Origin of the sequence: Deinococcus soli (ex Cha et al. 2016) (genome assembly GCF_001007995.1) — a bacterium.
Classification (GTDB): Bacteria; Deinococcota; Deinococci; order Deinococcales; family Deinococcaceae; genus Deinococcus; species Deinococcus soli.
In genome coordinates this window covers 108045-131635 of record NZ_CP011389.1, presented here as the reverse complement: position 1 = coordinate 131635, position 23591 = coordinate 108045, and the positions used below count along the sequence as shown (strand labels likewise).

General features: G+C 71.5%; 22 protein-coding genes and 2 riboswitches. Of the genes, 17 read left to right on the top strand and 5 right to left on the bottom strand.

Annotation, left to right across the window (positions count from 1 at the left end; all coding sequences use genetic code 11):
• Positions 1 to 5 precede the first annotated feature (5 nt).
• On the bottom strand, positions 6 to 1022 hold the full coding sequence (locus SY84_RS00625; RefSeq protein WP_046842369.1) for an HD-GYP domain-containing protein: 1017 nt from the start codon (positions 1020 to 1022) through the stop codon (positions 6 to 8).
• A 94-nt stretch (positions 1023 to 1116) separates the two neighbouring features.
• On the opposite strand from SY84_RS00625, the gene SY84_RS00620 reads away from it, so the two are divergent.
• From SY84_RS00620 to SY84_RS00580, 9 genes are all read left to right on the top strand, one after another.
• On the top strand, positions 1117 to 1851 hold the full coding sequence (locus tag SY84_RS00620; protein ID WP_245621365.1) for a YkgJ family cysteine cluster protein: 735 nt from the start codon (positions 1117 to 1119) through the stop codon (positions 1849 to 1851).
• Entirely contained in the window at positions 1848 to 2402 is a 555-nt protein-coding gene (locus tag SY84_RS00615) for a histidine phosphatase family protein (RefSeq protein ID WP_245621364.1), read from the top strand. Before SY84_RS00620 ends, SY84_RS00615 begins: the two co-directional genes overlap by 4 nt.
• Entirely contained in the window at positions 2399 to 3172 is a 774-nt protein-coding gene (locus tag SY84_RS00610; RefSeq protein ID WP_046844813.1) for a serine aminopeptidase domain-containing protein, read from the top strand. Before SY84_RS00615 ends, SY84_RS00610 begins: the two co-directional genes overlap by 4 nt.
• A 58-nt stretch (positions 3173 to 3230) precedes the next feature.
• Positions 3231 to 4247, top strand: a complete 1017-nt coding sequence (locus SY84_RS00605) for a hypothetical protein (RefSeq protein WP_052750984.1) — start codon at positions 3231 to 3233, stop codon at positions 4245 to 4247.
• 88 nt (positions 4248 to 4335) lie between these two features.
• Positions 4336 to 5847 carry a DUF4127 family protein gene (locus SY84_RS00600; RefSeq protein WP_046842368.1) on the top strand — a complete coding sequence of 504 codons (1512 nt, stop codon included), beginning with the start codon at positions 4336 to 4338 and terminating at the stop codon, positions 5845 to 5847.
• 54 nt (positions 5848 to 5901) lie between these two features.
• A complete protein-coding gene (locus SY84_RS00595) occupies positions 5902 to 6264 on the top strand; it encodes a hypothetical protein (RefSeq protein WP_046842367.1) in 363 nt (120 codons plus the stop codon).
• Positions 6265 to 6307: 43 nt separating this feature from the next.
• On the top strand, positions 6308 to 6898 hold the full coding sequence (locus SY84_RS00590) for an NADPH-dependent FMN reductase (RefSeq protein WP_046842366.1): 591 nt from the start codon (positions 6308 to 6310) through the stop codon (positions 6896 to 6898).
• Positions 6895 to 7650 (top strand): RluA family pseudouridine synthase, encoded by a 756-nt coding sequence (locus tag SY84_RS00585; RefSeq protein WP_046842365.1) that lies wholly within the window; start codon positions 6895 to 6897, stop codon positions 7648 to 7650. Before SY84_RS00590 ends, SY84_RS00585 begins: the two co-directional genes overlap by 4 nt.
• Before the next feature lie 38 nt (positions 7651 to 7688).
• Positions 7689 to 8933 (top strand): MFS transporter, encoded by a 1245-nt coding sequence (locus SY84_RS00580; protein ID WP_046842364.1) that lies wholly within the window; start codon positions 7689 to 7691, stop codon positions 8931 to 8933.
• Positions 8934 to 8991: 58 nt separating this feature from the next.
• Here the strand turns inward: SY84_RS00580 and SY84_RS00575 are convergent, their stop codons facing one another.
• On the bottom strand, positions 8992 to 11718 hold the full coding sequence (locus tag SY84_RS00575) for a YhgE/Pip domain-containing protein (protein ID WP_081424636.1): 2727 nt from the start codon (positions 11716 to 11718) through the stop codon (positions 8992 to 8994).
• Between the two features lie 111 nt (positions 11719 to 11829).
• On the opposite strand from SY84_RS00575, the gene SY84_RS00570 reads away from it, so the two are divergent.
• The 4 genes from SY84_RS00570 to SY84_RS00555 all read left to right on the top strand — a co-directional run bounded on the left by SY84_RS00570 (position 11830) and on the right by SY84_RS00555 (position 15319).
• Positions 11830 to 12426: a TetR/AcrR family transcriptional regulator gene (locus SY84_RS00570; protein WP_046842362.1), complete on the top strand. Its 597-nt coding sequence runs from the start codon at positions 11830 to 11832 to the stop codon at positions 12424 to 12426.
• A gap of 237 nt (positions 12427 to 12663) precedes the next feature.
• On the top strand, positions 12664 to 13491 hold the full coding sequence (locus SY84_RS00565; protein WP_046842361.1) for an SDR family oxidoreductase: 828 nt from the start codon (positions 12664 to 12666) through the stop codon (positions 13489 to 13491).
• 71 nt (positions 13492 to 13562) lie between these two features.
• Positions 13563 to 14450: an NAD(P)-dependent oxidoreductase gene (locus SY84_RS00560; RefSeq protein ID WP_380081393.1), complete on the top strand. Its 888-nt coding sequence runs from the start codon at positions 13563 to 13565 to the stop codon at positions 14448 to 14450.
• A complete protein-coding gene (locus SY84_RS00555) occupies positions 14447 to 15319 on the top strand; it encodes a DegV family protein (RefSeq protein ID WP_046842359.1) in 873 nt (290 codons plus the stop codon). The genes SY84_RS00560 and SY84_RS00555 overlap by 4 nt, the downstream gene beginning before the upstream one ends.
• 118 nt (positions 15320 to 15437) lie before the next feature.
• On the opposite strand, the gene SY84_RS00550 is transcribed toward SY84_RS00555, so the two are convergent.
• Both SY84_RS00550 and SY84_RS00545 read right to left on the bottom strand, forming a co-directional pair.
• Positions 15438 to 16019, bottom strand: coding sequence for a hypothetical protein (locus tag SY84_RS00550; RefSeq protein WP_046842358.1), 582 nt, complete (start codon positions 16017 to 16019; stop codon positions 15438 to 15440).
• A complete protein-coding gene (locus SY84_RS00545; RefSeq protein ID WP_229755680.1) occupies positions 16019 to 17278 on the bottom strand; it encodes a glycosyltransferase in 1260 nt (419 codons plus the stop codon). The genes SY84_RS00550 and SY84_RS00545 overlap by 1 nt, the downstream gene beginning before the upstream one ends.
• A gap of 7 nt (positions 17279 to 17285) precedes the next feature.
• A riboswitch (cyclic di-GMP riboswitch) is annotated at positions 17286 to 17372 on the bottom strand.
• A 191-nt stretch (positions 17373 to 17563) separates the two neighbouring features.
• On the opposite strand from SY84_RS00545, the gene SY84_RS00540 reads away from it, so the two are divergent.
• Together SY84_RS00540 and SY84_RS00535 are read left to right on the top strand one after the other, a co-directional pair.
• Positions 17564 to 18538: a glycoside hydrolase family 26 protein gene (locus SY84_RS00540; protein ID WP_157882833.1), complete on the top strand. Its 975-nt coding sequence runs from the start codon at positions 17564 to 17566 to the stop codon at positions 18536 to 18538.
• Positions 18539 to 18757: 219 nt separating this feature from the next.
• A riboswitch (cyclic di-GMP riboswitch) is annotated at positions 18758 to 18832 on the top strand.
• A 12-nt stretch (positions 18833 to 18844) separates the two neighbouring features.
• Positions 18845 to 19615, top strand: a complete 771-nt coding sequence (locus tag SY84_RS00535) for a glycoside hydrolase family 16 protein (RefSeq protein WP_046842357.1) — start codon at positions 18845 to 18847, stop codon at positions 19613 to 19615.
• A gap of 164 nt (positions 19616 to 19779) precedes the next feature.
• Here SY84_RS00535 and nagZ read toward each other — a convergent pair whose 3' ends face one another.
• Entirely contained in the window at positions 19780 to 21258 is a 1479-nt protein-coding gene (gene nagZ / locus SY84_RS00530) for a beta-N-acetylhexosaminidase (protein ID WP_328512060.1), read from the bottom strand.
• Positions 21259 to 21522: 264 nt separating this feature from the next.
• Between nagZ and SY84_RS00525 the strand changes: the two genes are divergently transcribed.
• Both SY84_RS00525 and SY84_RS00520 read left to right on the top strand, forming a co-directional pair.
• The gene (locus SY84_RS00525; RefSeq protein WP_046842356.1) at positions 21523 to 22209 is read left to right on the top strand and encodes an N-acetylmannosamine-6-phosphate 2-epimerase; all 687 of its coding nucleotides are present in this window, start codon (positions 21523 to 21525) and stop codon (positions 22207 to 22209) included.
• A 139-nt stretch (positions 22210 to 22348) separates the two neighbouring features.
• Entirely contained in the window at positions 22349 to 23587 is a 1239-nt protein-coding gene (locus SY84_RS00520; RefSeq protein WP_046842355.1) for an ABC transporter substrate-binding protein, read from the top strand.
• The last annotated feature ends 4 nt before the right edge of the window (positions 23588 to 23591 follow it).

The following is a 23591-nucleotide window of genomic DNA, read 5'->3' as shown; positions in this document are numbered from 1 at the left end:
GGCGCTCACTGCGGGAGTTTTTCCAGCAGGCCGACCAGTTTGGCGTCCAGGCCCTTGCCCGCCTGGGGTTTCAGGCGTTCCAGGCCGCCCAGACGGACGTAGGCGTTCGCGACGGCCAGGATGCGCGCGTACAGTGGGATGTCCTCACCGCCCAGCCTGTCGGGTTCGCCCTGACCGTCCACGCGCTCGTGGTGGTGCCGGATGGCCTTCTGCGCCTCGCTGAGGTGCGGGACGCCGTGCAGGAAGTTCGCGCCGACCTGCGCGTGGCCCTGCTCGCCGTGGATCTTGCCGATGTCGTGCAGCATGGACGCGAACCACAGTTCTTCCAGTTCACGGTCGGTGAGGCCCACCGCGCGGCCCAGTTTCAGGCTGACGTCCGTGACGGCCTGCGCGTGCCCCAGCGAGTCGAAGTCCTGACTCTCGACGGCCTCCACGAGCGCGCCCGTGAGCTGCCGGGCGGCCTGTTTCCATTCCTCGCGGCCCTCGAGGATGCTGAGGATCGGCGCGACGGCCGCCGCCCACTTCGTGACGGCCTCCTGCGCGGCGGGCGCGATGCCGTCGCTGCTGGCCCGGTCGAGGATTAGCGCGCCCAGGTGCCGGCCACGGACGCTCAGGGGTACGACCAGACTGATCTGCGCGTCGCGCAGTCCGGCTTCCTCGAGTTGCGCGGTGATCTCGGGGCCGTTCGTGTCGAACAGTTCGCGGCTGCCGTCGGGCACGACCCGGGAGCGCATCTGCCCCCAGGGGCCGGTCAGGGCGAGGCCCAGCAGGCTCTTGGGGTACCCGCCGAACACGGCCGCGACGCGGTCCTGGCCGCGACGCACGACCGCGTAGCCCTGCACGTTGCCGCCCATCAGGGTCGCGGCATACGACAGGGCCCCCTCCAGCACGCCTTCCTGCGTGGGGCGCGACACGAGGTCCGCCAGCACGCGCGTCGGGTCGAGCGGCTCCTGGCTGGTCCCGGTCTTGCGCGGGTCTGGAGTGCCGGTCGGGGTCTGGGGGGTGCGGGGACGCCTGAACACGTTGCGGTCAGTATACGCACGCGGGGGCGCGCCCCGCCGTGCAGGGTCTGCGCGGCACACGGTCGGGCGCGGGCGGATGCTCTAGGCTGCGCGGATGAGTGAGGTGCAGGCAATGAACCGTGACGTGACAGACGCCGTGCGGCGCGCGTACGACCGCTACGGGCGGCGTGCGGGGGAGTGGATGGACCGCTACGCACGTCAGGGCGGGCGGGTGTACTGCGCGTCGGGATGCGTGGCGTGCTGCAACATGCCGATCCGCGTGAGTCTGGCCGAGGCGCTCGTGATGGCCGCCGAACTGGACGAGGGGCTGGCGGCGGCCGTCGAGGCGCACGCCCGCGCGGCGATCGCGAATGCCCGCACGGCGCGCAGTGACGACGAGTACGTGCAGCGGCACCGGCTGGAAGTGGGCTTCTGCCCGATCCTGGACCGGGAGACGGGGGGGTGCAGCCGCTACGAGGCCCGCCCGACGCGGTGCCGCGACACGTTCAGTGCGTTCCCGGCGCATTTCTGCGAGGCGGGCGTGTGGGAGCGCATGAGTGCCCGTGAGCGGGCCGAGTACCGCCGCGAGGTCGCGCGGACGCCCGGCACGGACGGCGAACTGCATTTCATCGCGCCGCTGGAGCACCTGAGCGAGCCCATCTGGGAGACGGCGTCGCGGGCGATGGTGGACGCCTGGGGGGTGGAGGTCTGGGGGGACTACTGGGTGCTGACGACCCTGGCGCGGGACGAGCGCTTCATGGGGGCGATCATGGCCGGAGACACGCGCGCGGCGTGGCAGCGGGCGTCGGGGCGAGGGCTGGCGCACCGCATGCTGCTGGAATTCGCGTGACCGCCACGCCAGTGCCGGACGCTCCCCTGCCGCCGGGGACGCTGCTGCTGGTGCGGCACGCCCGCGCGTCGGGACAGGAACCCGACGCAGAACTGACCCCGGAGGGTCAGGCGGGCGCGGCGGCGCTGGTGCCCGCGCTGCGCGGACTGGGCGCGACGCGGATCGTGAGCAGCCCGTGGCGCCGCGCCACGGATACGGTGGCCCCGCTGGCGGAGGCGCAGGGCCTGCCGGTCACGTTGGATGAGCGCCTGACCGAGCGGGTCCTGACGGGCGTGCCCCGCGCGGACTGGTGCGACCGGCTGCGGGACAGCTTCGCGGACGACACGCTGGCCCTGCCCGGCGGCGAGTCCGGCGCGGCGGCCCGGGGGCGCGGTCAGGCCGCGCTGGACGCGCACCGCGACCCGGCGGGCGTGACGGTAGTCGTCACCCACGGCAACCTCCTGGCGCTGCTGCTGGGCCTGGGCAATGACGGGTGGACGGCGCTGCGCAACCCGGACGTGTGGATCTGGACGCCGGGGGGCGCGCCGACCCGCCTGGACCTCCCGGCGTGACCCGCGCGTTCCACCCGGGTGACCCGCACGCGACGCCGCTGGTCGGGGGCGAGCCGTACGCGGTGGAGCGGCAGGTCCTCGCGGGCGTGCCGTGCCTGGTGGAGCGCCCCGCGCCGGGCCGGGAGGTGCGGGCGGTCTGCGTCGTGTACCACGGGGCCTGGGCGGCCAAGGAGGGCAAGCTGGGCGTGTACGCCGCGCTGGCCGCGTGGGGCGCGGCGGTGGTCCTGCCGGACGCGGCGCTGCACGGCGAGCGGCAGGGCGCCGCCCCGCCGGGCCTGAACGCCCGCGAGTTCGTGTGGGAGAGCGTGCGCCGCACGGTCGCGGAGGCCCCGGCGCTGCTGGACGCCGCGCAGGCGGCCTACGGGCGGGTGCCGGTGTGGGTGGTGGGCTCCAGCATGGGCGGATATGTGGCGCAGACCCTCGCGCGGACGGAGGCGCGGGTCGCGCGGGCAGCGGCGCTGATCACGTCCGGCGTGTGGCACGAGCCGGAGGTGCGCCGCCCGGACCTCCAGGCGTTCCTGAACCGGCATCGCCCGCTGGCGCACGCGGCGGACGCCGTGCCCACGCCGCTGTTCCTGGGCAGTGGCGGGGCGGACCCGGTGTTTCCGCTGGAGACTCATCACGCGCCCACCTTGGCTGCCTACCGCGCGGCGTACGCCTCGGCGGGTCGCCCTGATGTCCTGCGTGAGACGGTGTATCCGGGCGTGGGGCACTACACGAGCAGGCGCATGCGGGACGACACGCTGGCGTTCCTGCTGGCGGACCGCTGAGCCTGCCAACCTCCTGATTGTGTGGGGAGTGACATGATCTTCACGGTACGCTCATGGGGTGGAGAAACCCCTTTCCGATCCTTCCGGCCCCTCGGCCAACCGCGCGCTGCTGGGCGGCATCGCGTTCAGCTTCCTGTTCACCGCCCTGATCTGGCTGCTCGGCCCCCGGCTGGACGGCGTGCGGCTGCTGCCGGACCAGGGGGCCGCCTGGTACTACTGGAAGCTGCCCGAGGCGACCGTCTGGACGCGCCTCAGCGCGTGGCTGCCGTACCTGCTGCATCAGGTGATCATCTGGTGGCTGATCTACCGCGCGCAGATGCAGCGCCCCGGGTACACGGGTGGGCTGCACTGGTTCAACGTGTGGGCGCTGGGCGTGAACGCCGCGTTCATCCTGTTGCACCTGATCCAGACGCACGTCTTCTACGACGGGCTGGCGCAGGACGTCAGCGTGTTCAGTTCGCAGGGGTCCGTGATCCTGCTGCTCGTGATGGTGATCCTGATGGAAAGCCGCCGCCGGGGGCTGCTGTTCGGCCGCAGCGCGGGCGTGCCCGACAGCGCCATCGGTGTGGTGAAGCGGTATCACGGGTACGTGTTCGCGTGGGCGACCATCTACACCTTCTGGTTCCACCCGACCGTGTCCACGCCGGGGCACCTGATCGGCTTCATCTACATGTTCCTGCTGCTCGTGCAGGGCAGCCTGTTCTTCACGCGGGCGCACCTGAACCGCGCCTGGACGACCAGCCTGGAGGTCGCGGTGCTGGTGCACGGCGCGCTCGTGGCGTACGGGCAGGGCAAGGGCCTGTGGCCGATGTTCGCGTTCGGGTTCGGCGCGATCTTCATCGCCACGCAGATGTACGGCCTGGGCTGGCCCCGCTGGGCGCGCTGGACGGCCATCGCCGCGTTCGTGGCGCTGGTGACGCTGGTGTACAGCGGGCGCGGATGGGGCAAGCTGAACGAGGTGATCCGCATCCCCGTGATCGAGTACGTGCTGGTGTTCATCCTGGCATGGCTGATCGCCGGCGGGCACTGGCTGTGGCGCAGACTGCGCCCGGCGGGAGCGGCCAGCGCGGCCTGAACGGCGCCCGGGACGGGGGGCGGCGAGGGCGTGGCCGCCCCCCGGTCTGCATGGCCCTGGCCTGCCGGGGCCTGCTAGCCTCGGGCGGATGACCCGCGTGCTGCTCGTTCCGCCGGATACCCGCCCGCCCACCCTGGACCTGCCCGCACAGCTGGGGCGCATGACCGGCGCGGAGGTTCGAGTGCCTCCGGCGGCGGCGTTGCCGGACTTCTTCACGCCGGGCGACACCGGGGTGCTCGCGGCGTGGCTGCGGGCCGGGGCGGCGGACGCGGACGTGCTGGTCGTGTGCCTGGAGACGCTGTGCCTGGGCGGGATGATCCCGGCGCGGCGGGTGTCGGAGCCGCTGGCGGGAGCGCTGGAGCGGCTGGCGCTGCTGCGTGAGCTGAAAGCCGCGCATCCGGCGCTGCGGATCTATGCGTTCGGGGTGATCGTGCGGGTGGCGCATGACAACGACCCGCACGAGGAGAAGGCGTACTACGGCCAGTGGGGCCGCGAGCTGCGGGCGTACTCGACGGCGTTCGACCGGCACGCCCGGCACGGCGAGGCGGAACGCGCGGCGCTGGACGCGGCCCGCGCGGCAGTTCCGGCGGAGATCCTGGCGGACTGGGTGGGCACCCGAGAGCGCAACCGGTCGCTGCATCTGGCCGCGCTGGACCTGCTCGCGGGGGGGGTGCTGAGTCACCTGTGCCTCACGCTGGACGACACCACGCCGTACGGGCTGGCGGCCTTCGACCGGCGCCTGCTGGAGGCCCGCGCGGACGCGCTGGGCGTGTGGGATCGCCTGGACGTGTACCCCGGCGCGGACGAGGTGCCGTGCGCGCTGCTGGCCCGCGCGCTGCACCCCGAGGAGGTCCCGGTGTGGGTGCGCTTCAGTGGGCTGGGCGGGGCGGGCGCGGAGCTGCTATACGAGGACCGCCCGGCGGGGGAACTCGTGCGGGCGCACCTGCGCGCGGCGGGGTGCCGACTGGCGGACTGCGTGCAGGAGGCGGCGTTCGTGCTGGCGGTGAACACGCCGGGCACGCGGCAGGCGCACCGGCAGCCGGACTTTGCGACGGTGGACACGCCGCACCGGCACCTCCCGGCGTTCGTGGACGCCCTGCGCGCGGACCTGCGGGCCGGGCGGGCGGTGAGCGTGGCGGACATCGCGTACCCGAACGGCGCCGAGGGCCGGCTGTGGACGCTGATGGGGGGGCTGCCGCTGGCGGATCTGGCGGGCTTCAGCGCCTGGAACACGGCGGGCAACACGCTGGGGTCGGCGGTGGCGTTCGGGAAGCTCGCGCCGCTCGTGACGGACCGGGCGGCGCATGCGGAGGCGCTGCTGGCCCGCATCGCGGACGACGTGCTGTACCAGGGCGAGGTCCGTTCGCTGGTCCGCGAGCGGCTGGGGAGTCCCAGTCCCTTCGATCTGGGCGAGCAGCGCGCGGACGCCGAGGCGGCCCTGCGTGAGCTGCTGCCGCCGCGCGTGCAGGCGGTGTGGGACGCGCACTTCGCGGGGCGGGGCCTGACCCTGGAGCTGGGCGAGCCGCATCTGGCGTGGCCGCGCCTGTTCACCGGCGTGGTGCCCCTCTGGGTGACTGAAGCCGTGTCCAGCGGATCGTGACACCTGCACCAAACGGCTGATGCGCGCCCGACAGACGCGCGGCACACTGGAGGCATGAACGCGCCTGCCCCCACCGCCCGCCCCCGGCCCACCGCCCCTGTTCCCGTGTGGTCGGTGGCGGGCGGCCTGCTGGGCCTGGGGACGCTGGTGGCGTGGGCGTGGCTGCTGTTCGGCGTGGCGGGCGGCGTGGAGGTCGCCAACCAGTCCGGGCAGGTGCTGTCGGGCCTGCGGGTGTGCGGCCAGGCCGGGTGCGTGGAACGGGCGCGGCTGTGGCCGCATCAGTCGTGGCGGGTGCCGGTCGAGGGGCAGGCGACCGTGCAGGTGGGCGGGGCCGAGGTGGCCCTGGGGGCGCTGGACGACCAGTCGGCGCGCGTGGTGGTCGGCGAGGGCGGCGCGGTCCACACGACCACCGAGTGACAAGCGCCGGGTCACGCGTCCGGCGGGACGCTACCCTGTCGGGGTGAAGTTCGCCGTCCTCTCGACCAGCCTCGACCCGGAGAGCCGCAGCGCGTGGCTGTGCAACCTTGCCGCCGCGCAGCTACGGGCGCAGGGGCACGAGGTCACGCACCTTGACCTGCGCGCTGCGCCCCTGCCGCCCTTCGACAACGACCAGGGGCCGCAGGGCTGCTACGCGCACCCGCAGACCGGGGTGTACCACCGCGCCATCCGCGAGGCGGACGGGGTGTTCCTGGGCGTGCCCGTGTACAACTGGGGCCTGGGGTCCGGCGTGAAGGCGCTGGTGGAACTGACCGGCAGCAGCGACGCCGCGCGCGGCCTGCACGGCGCCTGGTTCGACCGGCCCGTGACGTTCCTGGTGTCCGGCGGGCTGGATCACGGGTACCTGAGTCACGGGGCGTTCGCGTTCGGGCTGATGGTGGATTTCCGCTGTGTGGTGAACCCGCACTTCGTGTACGCGACGTCCGCGCACTGGGCCGCGCCGGGCGTGCCGGGCGACTGGCTGCGCGAGCGACTGAACCGGACGGTGGACCGGGGCGTGGACCTCTCGGCGCGCCTGATGGGCCGGGATTACGCCAGCGTGTGGGAACTGTGACGGGGCGCGCGCCCCTGCTGCCGCCCACCGAGAAGCCGCGCATCATCCTCGATCACCCTGATTTCTACGTGGTGCACAAGCCCGCGCTGTGGCTGACGCATCCGGTGCGGGCGCGGGTGGACGTGCCGGACCTGCTGACGTTCATGCGGCGAGAGACGGGCGAGGCGGATCTGGCCCCCCCGCACCGCCTGGACCGCGAGACGAGCGGCGCGCAGGTCCTCTCGCGGGACCGGGAGGCGGCGCAGCGGTTCTTCACGCTGTTCAAGACGCATCTGGTCGGCAAGACGTACCTCGCGCTCGTGCATGGCTCGCCGGACTGGGAGCGGCGCACGCTGGACGCCCCGCTGGGCGACCTGGGCCTGGGCGGCGCGAACCGCATCGCGATCCGGCAGGGGGTCGTGCCGGACGGGCGGCCCGCCGTGACGGACTTCCGGGTGGTGGCCCGCCGCGCCGGGCACGCATTGATCGAGGCGTACCCGCGTTCGGGGCGGCTGCATCAGATCCGCGCGCACCTCTCGCACCTGGGCCTGCCGATGGTCGGGGACAAGATCTACGGGCGGGACCCCGGGGTGTTCCTGCGCTTCATGGAGGAGGGGCAGACGCCGGAACTGACGGCGCGGCTGGGCCTGGCGAGGCAGGCGCTGCACGCGGCGCGAGTGGCGTTCCCGTGGGCGGGCGCGCAGGTGGCCGCTTCGGTGCCGCTGGCCCCGGACCTGCAGGCGTACTGGGACGCGCTGCCGGAGGGCGTTTAGGCAGCGGGGCGCGCCGGGCGCCCGTATACTCGCCGCACATGACTGCCGTGTCCTCTTCACGCCCCCGGGTGAGTCCCTGGGTGCTGTCCGCGTTCTGGTTCGGTTCCGCCTTCCACTGGCTGCTGCTGCTGACGATCCTGATGCCCACGAACGTGGTGAGTTTCGTGGGCGAGGCGCAGAAAGGGACGTACCTGGGGGCACTGACCGCCATCGGGGCGGTCATCGCGCTGGTCGTGCCGCCACTGGTGGGCGCGCACAGTGACCGGACCGGGCGGCGCCTGCCGTACCTGAAGCTGGGTGTGGGCGTGAACCTCGCGGGCCTTGCGGTGATGGGCGTGGCGGTCGCGACGCTGGGCGGCATGACGGGCTTCTGGGTGTACCTGTTGGGGTTCCTGCTGGTGCAGTTGGGGAACAACTACGCGACGGCACCGTACTCGGCGTTGATTCCGCAGCTGGTGCCGCCGGAACTGCGCGGGCGCTACAGCGGGATCATGGGGATGCTACAGGCGACCGCGCAGCTGCTGGGCGCCGTGGCGGGTATCGCGATCGGGCAGCTGGGCCTGCCGCAGGTGGTGGGCTTCGTGCTGATCGCGCTGACACTGGTCGTCCCGGCCGTCATCACGATGCGCGGCGTGCCGGAGGGGGACGCGCCGCCCGCCCGGACCGGCGAGAGCATGCCGTGGACGCAGCTGTTCACGTTCAAGCCGTTCCTGTGGGTGTTCATCACGCGGGTGCTGTTCGCGCTGGGGCAGTACAGCGTGCAGCCGTTCCTGCAGTACTACGCCGGGGACGTGCTGCGCCAGCGCAACGAGGTCCTGAGCAGTTCGCTGATGCTGGCGTGCATCATCGTGGCGAGCATCCTGTCGGCGGTCGTGGGCGGGCAGCTGAGTGACCGCATTGGCCGCAAGCCCGTGATCTACGTGGCCGGGACGACCATGGCCGTGGCGGCGCTGCTGCTGCTGCTCGCACCGAACTTCGGGGCGGCGCTGGCGCTGTCGGTGGCGTTCGGGCTGGGCTTCGGGGCGTTCACGAGCGTGGACTGGGCGCTGGGCAGCGACGCCATGCCCAGCGAGAAGAGTTACGCGAGGGACATGGGCATCTGGCATGTGGCGTTCGTCGCGCCGCAGTTCGTGGGTCTGCCGCAGGGGCAGCTGCTCGACTGGGGGAACGCGCAGGGCGGGAACCTGGGGTACACGCTGGTGTTCGGGATCGCGGCGGCGTTCTTCCTGCTGGGCGTGATCCTGGTGCGGAACGTGCCCGACACCCGCAAAGCTGCGGCCTGACGTAGAACAGCAGCGGCCCCCACCCTCTTTGGAAGGTGGGGGCCGTTGTGCGCCGGGCTCAGCCGACGTCGGTGATGATCGGGGAGCGGAAGTTCCGGTCGTCGGTGTACACCCAGCGGCGGCGGCTGAGCAGCGCCACGGTCAGGCTGACGAGCGCGACGGCAGCCATGCGGCCCATGAACGTCCAGTACTGCCCTTCGAACGCGCCGAACATGGCGTGGCGCAGGGCGTTGATGACGTCCGTGACGGGGATGACGTTGTGCAGCGTCTGGAAGAACGGGTTGCTGAGTTCCACCGGGTAGCTGCCGCCGCTCGCGGCGAGCTGCACGATCAGCAGCACCAGGGCCAGGATGCGCCCGGCGGGGCCGATCAGGAGGTTCAGCGCCAGGATGACCAGCAGGAAGGTGACGCTGCCCGCCAGGGTGGTCAGGATGACCTGCCCGGGGGTGGCGAACTGCACGCCCATCAGGCGCACGCCGATCACGACGATGATGGCCTGCCCCAGCACGATCAGGAGCGGCTGCGTGAGCTTGCGGGCCACGCGGGCAGCCTGCCGGGTCTGGCGGCCACTCTCGGGGAGCAGCAGGTACGGGAAGATGAAGGTGGTCATGGTGGCGCCCACCCACAGGGCCAGCGCGATGAAGTACGGCGCGAAGGCGTTGCCGTTGTTGGGGACGTCCGCGAAGTTGGTGATGCGCACCTGCACGCTCTCGGCGAGGCCGGTGGGGTCGCCGCCCAGTTGCTCGATGCTGGCGGGAACCCTGTCGTGCAGTTCGTTCAGGCCGTCGGTGAGTGTCTGCGCGCCATCCAAGAGGTCCCCGGCGCCGTTTTTCAGGGTGCGGGTGCCGTCCTGGAGGCTGGCGGCGCCCTCCGCAAGCTGCCGGGCGCTGCTGGCGAGGGTCTTCCCGCCACTGTTGAGACTGTTCAGGTCCTTCTGCGCGGGGAGTTTCGCGGTGATCTGCCCCAGCGCGCCCTTGATCTTCTCGTTGCCGTCCGCGAGGGTGTTCACGCCCGCCTGGAAGTCCTTCGCGCCGCCCGCGAGGCTCTGGGCACCCTGCGCGGCCTTGCGGGTGTTATCCGCGAGGGTCCTGGCGCCGCTCTGGAGGCTCTGCGCCCCGCTCTGGACCTGTCTGCTGCCCAGCGCGAGCTGCTGCGCGCCGGTCACGGCCTTCTGCGCCCCGGCCTGGGCGCTCGCGGCGCCCTGGGCGAGTTTCTGAGCGCCGCTCTGCACCTGCGCGGCGCCGTCCTGAAGGCTCTTGCTGCCACTGGTCAGGCCCGCCTGCAACTTGTCGGCACCCGCCTGAAGCTGGCTGGCGCCGGTCTGAAGGTCACCCAGGCCGCTCACGAGGCCAGGAAGCTGCGTGGCGAGCGCCTGGGCGCCGCTGCTGGCGGTCTGCGCGGCTGCCTGCGCCTGACCCAGTCCGCCTGCGAGCTGCGTGGCGCCGGTCTGGAGGGTAGCCGCGCCGGGGGCGGCGGGCGTGCCCTTCACGGCGGTGCCGAGCTGCCCGGCCCCCCCGGCGAGGGTCTGCGCCCCGGTCTGGAGCTGCCCGAGGCTGCTGCTCAGTTTCGGCAGTCCGGCGGCGAGTTGCCCGGCGCCGTCGGCGGCCTTCTGCGCCCCGCCTCTGGCCTGCCCGAGACCGCCGCTGAGTTTCTGGGCACCGGCCTGAAGCTGCGCGGCGCCGTCCACAGCGGGTTTCAGGCCGCTGGCGACGCCACTGCGCAGCTGCTCGGCGCCGCCGCTGAGCTGCTGGGCACCCTTGTTCAGGTCGCCCAGGCCGGCCGCCATCTGCGGGAGTTGCGTGGCCAGCTGGGCGTTGCCGCCGGCGACCTGGGTGGCCCCGGCACTCAGTTTCCCGGCGCCTGCGGCGAGCTGGTCGCCCCCGGCGGCGAGTTTGGTCAGGCCGCCGCTCAGGCTGGTCGCTCCGGTGGTCAGTTGCGCCGCGCCCTCGCGCAGGGGTTGCAGTTCTTTTTTGCCGGGGGCGGCCTGTTCCAGCTGGCGCAGGCCGCTGCTCAGCTGGGTGACGCCGCCGGTCAGGCGGGTGACGCCCCCGCTGAGGGTTCCGGCGCCTCCGGCCAGTTTGTCCGCGCCGACTGCGAGTTTGCCCGCACCGGTCTGGAGGTCGCCCGCGCCGGTGTTCAGCTTGCGGGTGCCGTCAGTGAGGCTCTGGGCGCCGTCGGCGAGTTTGCGGGTGGCGTCGCGGATGTCCGCAAAGCCCTCCTGCACGTCCTGGAGGCTGGTCTGGACGACGTCCCAGCGGTTCTCGCCGAGTGTGGCGTTCAGGTTGGTGGCGATGGTGCCTGCCACGCGGTCGGCGACGGTGCTGGCGTAGTAGTTCAGGCCCGGCGCGCGGTACAGCCCCAGCAGGCCGTGCTGCGCGCTGCTGCCCGCGACGGCCTTCTGGCTGAAGTCGGCGGGGATGGTCAGCGCGAAGTAGACCTCTCCGTCTCGGACGGCCTGCTGGGCGGCCTGTACGCTGGGGTAGGTGCGGAAGTTCACCGGGGGATCGTCGCGCAGTTCCTTGACGAGGTCCTGTCCGACATTGATCTTCTCGCCGCGTGAGACGGTCCCCTGGTCGAGGTTCACGAGGGCGGCGGGCAGCTGGTCCAAGTTCCCGGTGGGGTCCCACACGCTCATGAGGTACACGCCGACGTAGATGATGGGAATGAACAGGAAGGCCAGCGCGGCGGCCCACATGATCGGGTAGCGCCACAGGCCGCGTTCGGCCGGGCTCAGGGTGCGGTAGCTGTCGCGCAGGGAGGGGCGGGGGGGTGGGGACTGGGTCATGGGCACCTCGGCAGGGAATCGGTTCTGACGTTCCGTCAACTGGGGGTAGTGTGCCTCTCAATCGACACTCTGTCAAGTGACAAATCGTCAGCAGACTGGTAGACTCGGGGCATGAATGCCCCCGCTTCTCCCACGCCCCGGCGACGCCTGCCCTCCGCCGACCGGCGCCAGCAGATCCTGGGCGGCAGCGAGTTCCTCTTTACCACCCAGGGGTTCGAGGCGGTCAGCATGGGCGATATCGCCGCCCACCTGAACATCTCCCGCCCCACCGTGTACGCCTACTTCACCTCGACCGCCGACATCCTGAGCGAACTGCTCGACCTGCGCCTGACCGAGTTCGAGGAGCGTCTGGCGCCGCTGCTGCGCGACCTGAACGCCCAGCCCCGGCCGTTCGCCACGATCCTCTCGCAGCTCATTGAGGAACGCCCCCTGCTGACCCTGCTGCAGAGCGGCAGCGGGCCCGCCTTCACCGAACGCCGTCTGGCGGTCTTCCACGACCTCGAAACGCGCCTCCAGCACCACGTCACCCCCCCGGCAGGACGCGGGCGCACGCCGTACCTGCTGACCTGCCTGACCCTGCTGCTTCAGGCGACCGCCACCCACGCCATCACCGCGAACCTCGGACCGGCGCAGGTCGCGGCGCTGGCCGACACCCTCGACCGCTTCGTGCAGGCCGGCCTTCAGGGTGCGGCGCCCGGGCCGACATGAAGACCGAGCGTGAAGAAGTGCTCTATCCGGGTGTGACACTCCTGTGAGGCCGGTCGGCGTACACTCGTGACATCAGCGCACAAGTGAATACGCGGGCCGAGTGAAGTCCGCAGCGCGAGAGGCCGGACTCCCAGAGCGCGGCCTCTCTTCCTGCGCCGTCATGCGTCGGCGCACGGGCGCAGGTCACTGTTGCGCGGCACGCCCTTCCCCGGCCCGACCTGCCTCTATCCTGGGCGCATGACGACCAGCATGCATGGCCGCCGCGTCCTGATCACCGGGGCCACCGGCGGGATCGGCCTGATCACCGCCCGCGAACTTGTGACGCGTGGCGCGCACGTGACCATCGTGGGCCGCAACCCGGACAAGACCACGCAGGTCGCCCGGGACATCGGCGCGCAGGCGACGTTGCTCGCCGACCTGAGCGAACTGGCACAGGTGCAGCGGGCCGCGCAGGAGTTCACGGCGCGCGGGGGGGGCCTGGACGTCCTGATCAACAACGCCGGGGCGTTCTTCACCACCCGGCAGGAGACCCGCGAGGGCATCGAGCAGACCTGGGCACTGAACCACCTCTCGCCGTTCCTGCTGACCCGCGAACTGCTGCCGCTGCTGCGCGCCGGAACCGCCCCCCGGGTCGTGACGGTCGCGTCCGCCGCGCACATGATGGGCCGCGTGCGCCTGGACGACCCGGAATTCCGCCGCGGGTACGGCGGGTGGGCGGCGTACGCGCAGAGCAAGCTGGCGAACGTCCTGTTCGCGCGGGAACTCGCGCGGCGCGAGCCCGGCATCCAGAGCAACAGCCTGCACCCGGGCATGGTCGCCACGGGCTTCGCGCACAACAATGGCGGCTGGGTCAGCCGCGCCTACCGCATCGTGGACCGCTTCGCGATCACGCCCGAGCAGGGCGCGCAGACGACCATTCACCTCGCCGCCGATCCGGTAACTGTCAGCGGGCGGTACTTCAGCGACTCGCGCGAGACCACGCCCGCACCGCAGGCGCAGGATGACGGCACGGCCCTGCGCCTGTGGGACCTGAGCGAGGCGACCGTGGACGCGCACCTGCGCTGACCTCCACCCCGTCTTTTTGCACCGGGTTCAGTTTTGCGGGGGCCGCACCTCCCGCCCCACTACGCTGAACACTGATGACCACACTTGCCTTCCTTGGCCTGGGCGCCATGGGCGACCCGATGGCCGCGCACCTCGCCACGCACGCCCGCGCGCACGGGCACCGCGTCCTGGTCTGGAACCGCACCCACGCAAAGGCCGGGGCGCACGCCCGCGCGCACGGCACCCAGGCCGCCACGCTGACCGAGGTCGCGGCGGCCGACGTGATCTTCACCTGCCTGCCCACCAGCGCCGAGGTGGACGAGGTCATGAGCCAGATGCGCCCCCACCTGCGCCCCGGCGCGACCTGGGTGGACTGCACCAGTGGGCACCCGGACGCCGCCACGCGACAGGCCGCCGAACTGGCTGCACTGGGCGTGACCTTCCTGGACGCCCCGGTCAGCGGGGGGACGGTCGGCGCGCAGCAGGGCCGCCTGACCGTCATGGTCGGCGGCGACGCCGCCGCGCTGGAGGCCGTGCGGCCCCACCTGGCCTTCGCGGGCAAGGTCGTGCACGTCGGCGGGACTGGCGCGGGCTTCGCCGTGAAGGCCGTGAACAACGCCCTGCTGGGCGTGACCCTCTGGGCAACCGGCGAGGGCCTGGCCGTGCTGGGCCGCGCCGGCGTGAACCTGGGCGCGGCGCTGGACGTCATCAACGCCAGCAGCGGCCGCAGCAACGCCAGCGAGAACCTCATCCCGCAGCGCGTCCTGACCCGCGAGTTCCCCGCCACCTTCGCGCTGGGCCTGCTCGCCAAGGACGCCGGCATCGCCGTGGACCTCACCCAGGGCGTGCAGGGCAGCGCGCCGGTCCTCGCGCAGGTCGCGGCCCTGCTGCGCGCCGCCCAGCACGTCGTCGGCGCGCACGAGGACCACACGGCCGCCCTGAAACTCATCGAGGCAATGAACGCCAAGGAGATCCGATGACCCCCACCCCCCGCTTCGGCGTCGTCACCGACGGCGGCCTCGACGTCTACCCCACCCTGCATGGCGACGTGCCGGTGGCCCCATTTGCCGTGAACTTCGGCAGCACCACCTACCGCATGACCGAGATCACCCGCGAGGAGCTTTACCGGCAGCTTCAGACGAACCCCACCCACCCCACCAGTGCCCAGCCCACCCCGCAGGACTGGATGACCGCCATGCAGGCCCCGGGCACGCCCGACGTGCTGGCCGTCACGACCAGCGCCGCCCTGAGCGGCAGTCACAACTCCGCCGATCAGGCCCGGCAGCTCCTTCAGGAACAGGGTGGGCCGCAGGTCACATTGCATGACAGCGGCACACTGAGTGCCGCGCTGGCCTTCCAGATGCACGCCGCAGTCACGGCGGCGGAGCGCGGTCTGAGCACCGAACAGGCCCGCGAGTGGATGCGCGCCGTGCACGCCGAGACGGAACTGTACTTCACCATCGAGACGCTGGAATACCTGCGCCGGGGCGGCCGGATCGGACGCGTGCAGGCGGCCGTGGGCGGCCTGCTGAACCTCAAGCCGGTCGTGACGGTGGACAAGGCCGCCGGAACGTACACGAACGCCGCGCGGGCCCGCTCGTACCGCGGCGCGATCCAGGCCCTCACCGAGCAGGTCACCCGCCGCTTCGGCGAGGGCACGCCGCTGCGCGTGGGCCTGCTGTTCGGCGATCACCCCGAGGACGCCGACACGGCCCTCACGCAGCTCACGGCGCGCCATCCCATCGTGTGGTCCGACCGTGCGGGCGTGAACCCGGTCCTGAGTGTCCACGTCGGCCCGCGCGCCCTGGGGCTGGCCGCCGCGCCAGGCGCGTGGCCCTGGGAGCGCTGAACGACCAGCAGCGCGCAACACACAGGGCAGCGCCTGCCAGGAATCGATCTGGCGGGCGCTGCCCTGTGACGGTTCTGTTCTGGAGGACACCCCGTCATCCGGCCGCCCCGGGGCGCGTTCAGGCGTGGCAAACCTGCACGGTGAACACAGTGGGGTCCAGCGCCGGGCCGCTGCGTACCCGCGCGTCCGCACCCGGGGTCTGCGGGCCGCTCCAGACGTTCAGCGCGGCGTCCACGCACGCGGCCCCCGCGTGGTCCGCGAAGGGAGTGCGGGGCGTCACAAGGACCGGGGTGGTACCCGGGTCCAGGGTGGCCAGCTGACGCGGGTTGCTCCGCGCGACCTCGCTACCATTCCCGTCCAGCAGGCGCAGCGTGCCGGTGGCGACGGCCGGGCCGGGCAGGGTGGAGTGGAAGGTTGCGCGGGCCTGCACCTCTGCCCCGTCACGGATGAGCTGCACGGTGACGCTGACCTGCCCGGCAACCTCACCGCCGGGCGTGCGGGCGTCGCGGGTGACGGTGCGGGTGGCCAGCACGCTCCCGGGGGCGGGCGCAGCGGCTGGGCGACTGGAGGCGCCCTGCCTGGACATTGACGGGCTGGGCACAGTCGGGCTGGGGACGGCGGAACCGGCGGCCAGCACGCTCAGGGCGGCGACGGTCAGCCCGGACCAGAGCAGCGTGGGCCGGCGGGCGGGGCCGCTCATCAGTCGCCCGCCTGCGGCAGGGGCTCGCGGGTGGGGTCGGCGCCGGGCAGGCGCAGGCCCACGCGGGGCAGCTTGTTCCACTGGACGTTCCGGCGGCGCAGGAACGTCACGCAGGTCATGATCACGACCAGCGAGACGAACGGCCGCAGGAACAGGCGCTGTGTGGGGGTGATCAGCAGGGGTCGCAGGGACTGGCGGCCCAGCAGCAGGGCGGCGGCGGCCACGGCGACGTCCGCGCCGACGTTGAGCAGCAGGGGCAGCAGCGCGTCGTTCAGGTGCTGCGTCAGCAGGACCAGCGCGGCGAGGTCGAAGATCGGGCCTGCGCCGCCCAGGGTCAGGCCGTAGACCAGCACGTACGGCAGGGTCAGCCAGCCCAGGCGGCCGCCCCTGGGGGTCATGATCAGGTGGCGGTACTTGCCCATGACCTGGAAGGTGCCGTACATCCAGCGCATCCGCTGCCGCCACAGGCTGCGCAGGTCCACGGGGGGTTCGGTGTAGCTCAGGGCGCCAGGTTCGAAGCGCACCTCGTAGCCTTCAGCAGCGATGGCGACGGTCAGGTCCATGTCCTCGGTGATGGTGTCGTGGCTGTAGCGCAGGCGGCGGATCAGGTCGCTGCGGAACGCCCCGGCGGCGCCCGGGACGACGCTGACGGCGCCGAGCATGTCCTGGGCACGTTTTTCCATCTGCTGGCCGACGCTGTACTCCAGGTTCTGCATCTGCGTCAGGGACGTGACCGGACCGGCGACGCGCACGTCCCCGGCAACCGCGCCCACGCGGGGGTCGTGGAAGTGCCGGGCCAGGGCGGCCAGTGTGCCGGAGGCCAGGGCCGAGTCGGCGTCCACGCTGACCGCGACCGGATATCTCAGGTGTTCGGCGGCGAGGTTCAGGGCGCTGGCCTTCCCGCCGTTGGGTTTCCGCAGCACCGTGACGCGCGGGTCGGTGCGGGCGAAGTCCTCGGCGATGGCGGCGGTGGCGTCGGTCGAGCCGTCGTCCACGACGAGCACCTGCAACGCCGGGCCGTGCTGGGCCAGCACGGACCGCAGGGTGTCGGCGATGCCCACCTCCTCGTTGTACGCGGCGATCATGACGCTCACGCCGGGCAGTGGGGCGCCCTGGGCGCGGGCGCGTCGGCGGGCGGCAGTGCGGGCGTGCGCGAAGGCCAGCGTAACCGTCAGGACGGCCTTGAGAAGCAGCAAAGTCACGATGATGAGCAGCACCCAGCCCAGCGTGGTGGACGGCAAAGAAACCGGAATAGACATGGTGAGACCTCCCTCGGGGCGGTCTCACCACTGGCTCCACTCGTCTCATGAGGTGACCGAATCGAAGACGAGCATCGTTGCCTCCCGGCACAGTGTGGGGTGGGACGGGGGTCGGGGACCCACGACCACACCCTACGCATCACACGCTAGTCGCCCGTTACTGACGGGCCATGAATGCCACCTTTCGGGCACGCTGGGTCAGCGTTAAGCCGACCTACAGTCAGAGGGGGTCCGGACGGGGGCATGTGCGCAGGCCGTCCAGAACGCTGCCATCATGCGCCTTGCATGCCTGCTGTCACCCTGTCTCACGGCCGTCCGGACCAACGCACGCCACGTCACCCACGTGGCCTTCATGAGTGGATTCTGACGGCGGCCCTGGGGGGTCTGGTCGCCCTGCCGTCCGCGCAGGCGGCGCCCCTGCCGTCCTGCGGCGTATTCGGGCTGACCGTGAACAGTCCCGCCGTGCTGGACGCCGTGGAACGCAAACTGGGCTGCACGTTCGGCGCAGTCCGCTGGTTTCAGGACTGGAACACGCCGTTCAATCAGGCGTACGCCCGCACCCTGAGCAGCCAGGGGCGGGAGCTGGAACTGTCGTGGCAGCCGCGCGTGGGCCTGGCGTCCGGCGTGCGGGGCGTGCCGTACCGCGACATTGCCGCCGGACGACACGACGCGTATCTGCGGCAGTTCGCGCGGGACATCCGGCGCGGCGGCGTGACGGTCCGCGTGACCTTCGCGCCGGAGATGAACGGCAACTGGGGCGCGTACCAGCTGACCCGCAGCAACACCCCCACCGACTTCGTGCGGGCCTGGCGGCGGATCGTGAACGTGTTCCGCACCGAGAAGGCCCCCGTTCGGTGGGTGTGGACGCCGAACATCCTGTACCCCGACATGCCCAGCTCGTACCGGGCGCTGTACCCGGGGGGCGAATGGGTGCACGAGGTCGGCCTGGACGGGTACAACTGGGGTACCACCAATCCCTGGAACCGCTGGCTGAGTTTCCGCGCCACCTTCGCCGCGTCGTACCGGGAACTGAAACTCGTGGCGGGGAATAAACCCGTGCAGCTGGGTGAACTGGCCAGCGTGGAGCAGGGCGGCAGCAAGGCCGCGTGGATCCGGGACATGTGCGCGGCCCTGCCGGGTTTCGGGCAGATCCGCCGGGCGTTCTGGTTCCACCTGCAAGACGGCCGTGTCGACTGGCGCATCACGACCAGCCAGGCGGCGCTGGACGCCTTCCGCCGCTGCGTCCGCTCGCGCCGCTGAACTCCGGACCAATGTCGGCTGAGCGGGTCTGGCAGACCCGTCAAAGCGGGCGCACACCGCTGAAAGTGCGCCGCAGCGTGGGAGCACCGCACCCCTCGGAACAGCCGGGCGTGCGCACCCCCGGATGGGTGGAAAGCCGTCCTGTCCAGCCACGAGCGGCATTCATGTAAGAAGTTTGAAGGATACTTCAGGAGAAACTCACAGCGCAGTCGAGCATCCCGATGCTCAGGGCAAACCCGTCGCGAGGCGGGGACGCAAAGCCACGGAACCCCCAGGGTCAGCCGGGCCACCAGAGGGAGACGCCACATGACCATCCAACGAACCGCCGCCGCCGCCCTGCTGGGCCTGTGGCTCACCGCGTGCAACGATCTGTCCACCCCCCAGGCCAGCGGCGCCACGCTGCGTCCAGCCGCCACCACCTGGACCGAGACCTTCGACACGCTGGACAGCACCCGCTGGATCCGCTCCAGCTGGCCAGGGTTCTGGCAGGCGCCCGGCCTGACCGGAGGGTTCGACCCGGCGCTGGCCAGCGTGAAAGGCGGCCACCTGCTGCTGACCCTGAACGTTCAGTCCTGCGCGACCGGCCTGTGCGCCCGCGCCGCCGAGGTCCAGAGCACCCAGACCTTCGGTTTCGGGCGGTACACCTACCGCTTCCGCGCGGCCAGCACCAGCGCCAGCCCCACCAAGAGCGGCAAGGTCCTCAGCGGCAACATCAGCGGAGCGTTCAGCTACGTGGACGGCAGCGCCACAGAGATCGACCTGGAAATCGAGGGCAACCGCCCCAAGACCCTGAACGCCGCCGTGTGGAACACCGTGAACAGCAAGAGCTACGGCGTGCTGCCCACCGGCGTCACCTTCGGTCAGAGCTTCCAGACCCTGACCTACGAGTGGCGCCCGGACCGCGTCACGTACTTCCTGAACGGCGCGAAGGTCTGGGAGACCACCCAGAACGTCCCGCAGCAGGCCGCGCACATCATGCTGAACGTGTGGCCCACGAACAGCGCCGCGTGGGGTGGCGCCGCCACGACCGGCACCGTGTACATGCTGGTGGATTCCATCCAGTACGAGGCGTTCTGACCCGCCAGCCCTGACGGGACAACAGTGCACGAACGGACCGGACTGCTGCCCCCGCGCGGCCTCACACCGACTCGGGTGGGGCCGACGCCTCTTCCGTGCCCCTGCGAAACCGGTTGACCTGTGGCCACCCGAAGGCCGCGCCCTTGCCCTCCAGTCCCTTCCGGTCAGGCCGGGAAGGGCAGCGTGCCGGTCGCGGATAGGTCCCCGCTCAGCCAGCGCAGCGCGGCCCGACGGGCTTCCGGCTGGAACCCGTAGGTCACCAGCGCGGGGGCGTCCACGTCCAGCGCGGCGTAAGGGTTGTACAGCGCGAGGTGCAGGTCCGGGCGGACCCCGCGCAGCGCGGCGTGCCGGTGGCGGGAGGTGGTGGCCAGGATCACCGGGAGGCCGTGGGCGCGCAGGGCGTTCCAGTCCAGGTGGGCCGGGTCCTCGAAGGCGTGCAGGTGCACGTCGTACACGCCGCGCAGGTCATCAGCGAGGGTCCGCGCGTCCACGCTGGCCTCGCTGACGTTCTCGCGGGGGACTTTCGCCTGCGCGACCAGCAGGACGCGTGAGCCCGGCGCCGGGGCGACCGGCTGTCGGTACGCGCTCAGGCCGCGCGCCCAGGCGCTTTCCAGCAGCGCCGCGTCCGCCTGGGGGTCCAGGGTGTCGTCGGCCTGCGCGGGGTAGCGGGCGGCCAGGATCTCCAGGCGGTGCACGCTGGCCCTCATCTGCGCGGCGTCCAGAGCGCCACTGTCGAGCGCGGCCTGAATGGCGTCCAGGGTCGCCTCCTGCGCCTCGCGGCGCCCCAGGGCCATGACCAGATCCGCGCCCGCCTGGAGCGCCATTACCCCGGCCTCGCCCCGCCCGTAGTGGTCGTCGATGGCCTTCATGCCCATGGAGTCCGTCACGATGACTCCGTCATAGGCCCACTCCTCGCGCAGCAGCCCGGTCAGCACCGCGCGGGACAGTGTGGCGGGCCGCGCGGGGTCCAGCGCCGGGTAGATGATGTGCGCGGTCATCACGGCGGGCGTGACGGGCAGCAGGTCGCGGAACGGCGCGAACTCCCCGGCCTCCAGGTCTTCCCTGGGTTTATCCACGCGGGGCAGGGCGAGGTGGCTGTCCAGGCTGGTGTCCCCGTGCCCGGGGAAGTGCTTCACGCAGGCCGCCACGCCCGCGCGGTCGTGCCCAACCAGCGCCGCGCGGCCCATGCGGGTCACCAGCTCCACCTCGGCGCCGAAGGCCCGCTCGCCGATCACCGGGTTCGCGGGGTTCACGTTCACGTCCAGCACCGGCGCGAAATTCCAGTTGATGCCCACGCTGCGCAGCTGCCGCGCCAGGGCGGCACTCACGTCCGTCGTCAGCGCCTCGTCGCCCGCGGCGCCCAGGCTCATGGCGCCCGGGGCGAACGGCCAGAACAGCGGGCGCAGGATCGCGCCGCCCTCGTGGTCTAGGGCGATCAGCGCGTGCTCGCCCATCACGGCACGCAGGTCTGCACACAGGCCCGAGAGCTGCGTCTCGGACTCCACGTTCTTGCGAAACAGGCACACGCTGCGGACGCCGTGACGGCGCAGGTACGCGGCGGTGTCGTCGTCCAGGGTGGGGCCGGGGATGTCCACCATCACCAGCGCGCCGCTGGACAGGGGGCTGTGCAGGGTTGGGCTCACGCCGCCCAGCCTACGCCAGCGCCTCCCCGGACGCGCACGGAGGTGGCGCGCACCAGTTCGCCCAGCGGTCCTGAATGCGGTTTCCAGTTCTATTGAAGGGCCAACACCACGCCCTTCAACTCCACTTCCAACCGCTCTCTATTTCAGGTGCTCGCTCTGCGGCGCAACTCTTTGAGTCCGTTCGATTCAGAGGTGTTGCGACACACTCAATACCTCTGAATTCTGCTGTGACGCGATCCTGGCCGATGCTCTAGGCTGCGGGACGTGAATGACGTGCTTTGGCGCCTGCGGGGCGCCCTGATCGTGAGTGTGCAGGCGGACGACGGCAGCCCCATGCGGGACACGGGGATCATCGCGGCCATGAGCCGCGCGGCGCTGCTGGGCGGCGCCCGGGGCCTGCGGCTACGCAGCCCGGAGGACATCCGGGCGGTGCGGGCCCTGACGGACGTGCCGCTCCTCGGGTTGACGAAGCAGGCGCAGCCGGGCTCGCCGGTGTACATCACGGCCACACCGGGAGAGGTGCGCGCGGTGGCCCAGGCCGGGGCGGACATCGTGGCGTTCGACGGGACGGACCTGCCCCGCCCCTACGCGGTGGCGGACCTGATCGCCGAGGCGCACGCCTGCGGGGCGCGGGCCATGGCGGACATCAGCACCCTGGCAGAGGCCCACGCGGCCTACGCGGCGGGTGCCGACATCGTGGGCACCACCATGAGCGGGTACACGCCGCACAGCCCGCAGCAGGCGGGGCCAGACTTCGAGCTGATGCGCGCCCTGGTCGGGGCGGGGCTGCCGTTCATCGCGGAGGGCCGCCTGAACACGCCGGAACTGGCCGCGCGGGCACTGGCGACCGGCGCGCACGCGGTGGTGGTGGGCAGCGCGATCACCCGCCCGGATCATGTGACGCGCTGGTTCGCGCAGGCGCTCGGGGCGTCGGGTGACCGGTCAAGCTGACGGCCCGGTGAGAGGGGCACGCTCAGGTTCTCAGACGGGCCGGGCGGAAAACCGCTACATTCGGCGCACATCCTTCTCAAGTTCCCACGCCGGAGTCCACCCAGCGCCGCCCGGCGCGCCGCACCCCAGGAGTTCAAGCATGAAATACCGCGCCCTCACCACCCTGATTACCGCCGCGATGCTCGGCGGGGCCGCCTCCGCGCAGAAGACCCAGCTGGAATTCTGGACGATCAGCCTCGCGCCGCTGTTCAACGACGAGATGAACCGTCTGGTCGCGCAGTTCGAGAAGGAAAATCCCACCGTGGAACTGAAGTGGGTGGACGTGCCCGCCACCGCCATGGAGCAGAAACTGCTGGCGTCCGTGGCCGCCGGTCGCCCGCCCGCCGCCGTGAACCTCAGCAGCGACATGACCGTGAAGCTCGTGCAGCAGGGCGCGCTGGAGGCCCTGGACCTGAGCGCCGCGCAGAAGAAGCTGTACTTCGCCAGCCCGCTGAACACCTTCACGTACGACGGGAAGGTCATGGGCGTGCCGTGGTACTGGGCGCCGAAGGTCGTGGCGTACAACACCGAGATCTTCCGCAAGGCGGGCCTGGATCCTGCCAACCCGCCCCGCACCATCCAGACGCTGATCGCCGCGGCGAAGCAGATCAAGGACAAGACCGGCATGTACGGCTTCATGCCGAACATCAACGGGATCAGCATGCTGTACGTGTTCCAGGAGGCGGGCCTGCCCATCCTGGACAAGAGCGGCAGCAAGGCCGTGTTCAACAGCGCCGAACACGTCAAGGTGCTCCAGACGTACGTGGACCTGTACAAGAAGGGCTACATCCCCGAGGACACCATGCGCCGCGGCTTCACGGCCGCCACCGAGCTGTACTCGGCCGGGAAGCTGGGCATGCTGATCACGGGCCCGCAGTTCATCCTGCGCGTGCAGAACGACAACAAGGCCATCTTCGATCAGACGCGCGTGGCGCCGTACCCGATCAACATTGCCGGAAACGTCATCCACACCGGCCTGATGGGTTTCATGGTGCCCAAGGGCGTGCGGGACAAGGCGCTGGCGCAGAAGCTCGCGCTGTTCCTCACGAATGACGTGAACCAGCTGCAGTTCAGCAAGGTCACGAAGACGACCTTCCCCAGCACCGTGAAGGCCAGCACCGACAAGTTCTTCAAGCAGGGCGGCGCGGACGCCGTCAGCCAGGGCCGCCTCGTGGCGTCCACGGAACTCAAGCGCGCCAAGGACCTGACGCTGGTGTACCCGGACGCCAGCAAACTGAACAAGGTCTTCAAGGACAACATCGAGGCGGCGATGGCCGGGCAGAAGAGCGCCAAGCAGGCGCTGGACGACATCGTGAAGGCCTGGAACGCCAGCCTGTAAGCAG

Excerpts from the sequence above, each read along its gene's own strand:
- SY84_RS00555 (WP_046842359.1), top strand. The coding sequence starts at position 14,447 with ATGACCCCCACCCCCCGCTTCGGCGTCGTCACCGACGGCGGCCTCGAC.
- SY84_RS00620 (WP_245621365.1), top strand. The coding sequence starts at position 1,117 with ATGAGTGAGGTGCAGGCAATGAACCGTGACGTGACAGACGCCGTGCGG.
- SY84_RS00600 (WP_046842368.1), top strand. The coding sequence starts at position 4,336 with ATGACCCGCGTGCTGCTCGTTCCGCCGGATACCCGCCCGCCCACCCTG.
- SY84_RS00580 (WP_046842364.1), top strand. The coding sequence starts at position 7,689 with ATGACTGCCGTGTCCTCTTCACGCCCCCGGGTGAGTCCCTGGGTGCTG.
- SY84_RS00595 (WP_046842367.1), top strand. The coding sequence starts at position 5,902 with ATGAACGCGCCTGCCCCCACCGCCCGCCCCCGGCCCACCGCCCCTGTT.
- SY84_RS00550 (WP_046842358.1), bottom strand. The coding sequence starts at position 16,019 with ATGAGCGGCCCCGCCCGCCGGCCCACGCTGCTCTGGTCCGGGCTGACC.
- SY84_RS00570 (WP_046842362.1), top strand. The coding sequence starts at position 11,830 with ATGAATGCCCCCGCTTCTCCCACGCCCCGGCGACGCCTGCCCTCCGCC.
- SY84_RS00575 (WP_081424636.1), bottom strand. The coding sequence starts at position 11,718 with ATGACCCAGTCCCCACCCCCCCGCCCCTCCCTGCGCGACAGCTACCGC.
- SY84_RS00565 (WP_046842361.1), top strand. The coding sequence starts at position 12,664 with ATGACGACCAGCATGCATGGCCGCCGCGTCCTGATCACCGGGGCCACC.
- SY84_RS00545 (WP_229755680.1), bottom strand. The coding sequence starts at position 17,278 with ATGTCTATTCCGGTTTCTTTGCCGTCCACCACGCTGGGCTGGGTGCTG.
- SY84_RS00535 (WP_046842357.1), top strand. The coding sequence starts at position 18,845 with ATGACCATCCAACGAACCGCCGCCGCCGCCCTGCTGGGCCTGTGGCTC.
- SY84_RS00540 (WP_157882833.1), top strand. The coding sequence starts at position 17,564 with ATGCCTGCTGTCACCCTGTCTCACGGCCGTCCGGACCAACGCACGCCA.
- SY84_RS00520 (WP_046842355.1), top strand. The coding sequence starts at position 22,349 with ATGAAATACCGCGCCCTCACCACCCTGATTACCGCCGCGATGCTCGGC.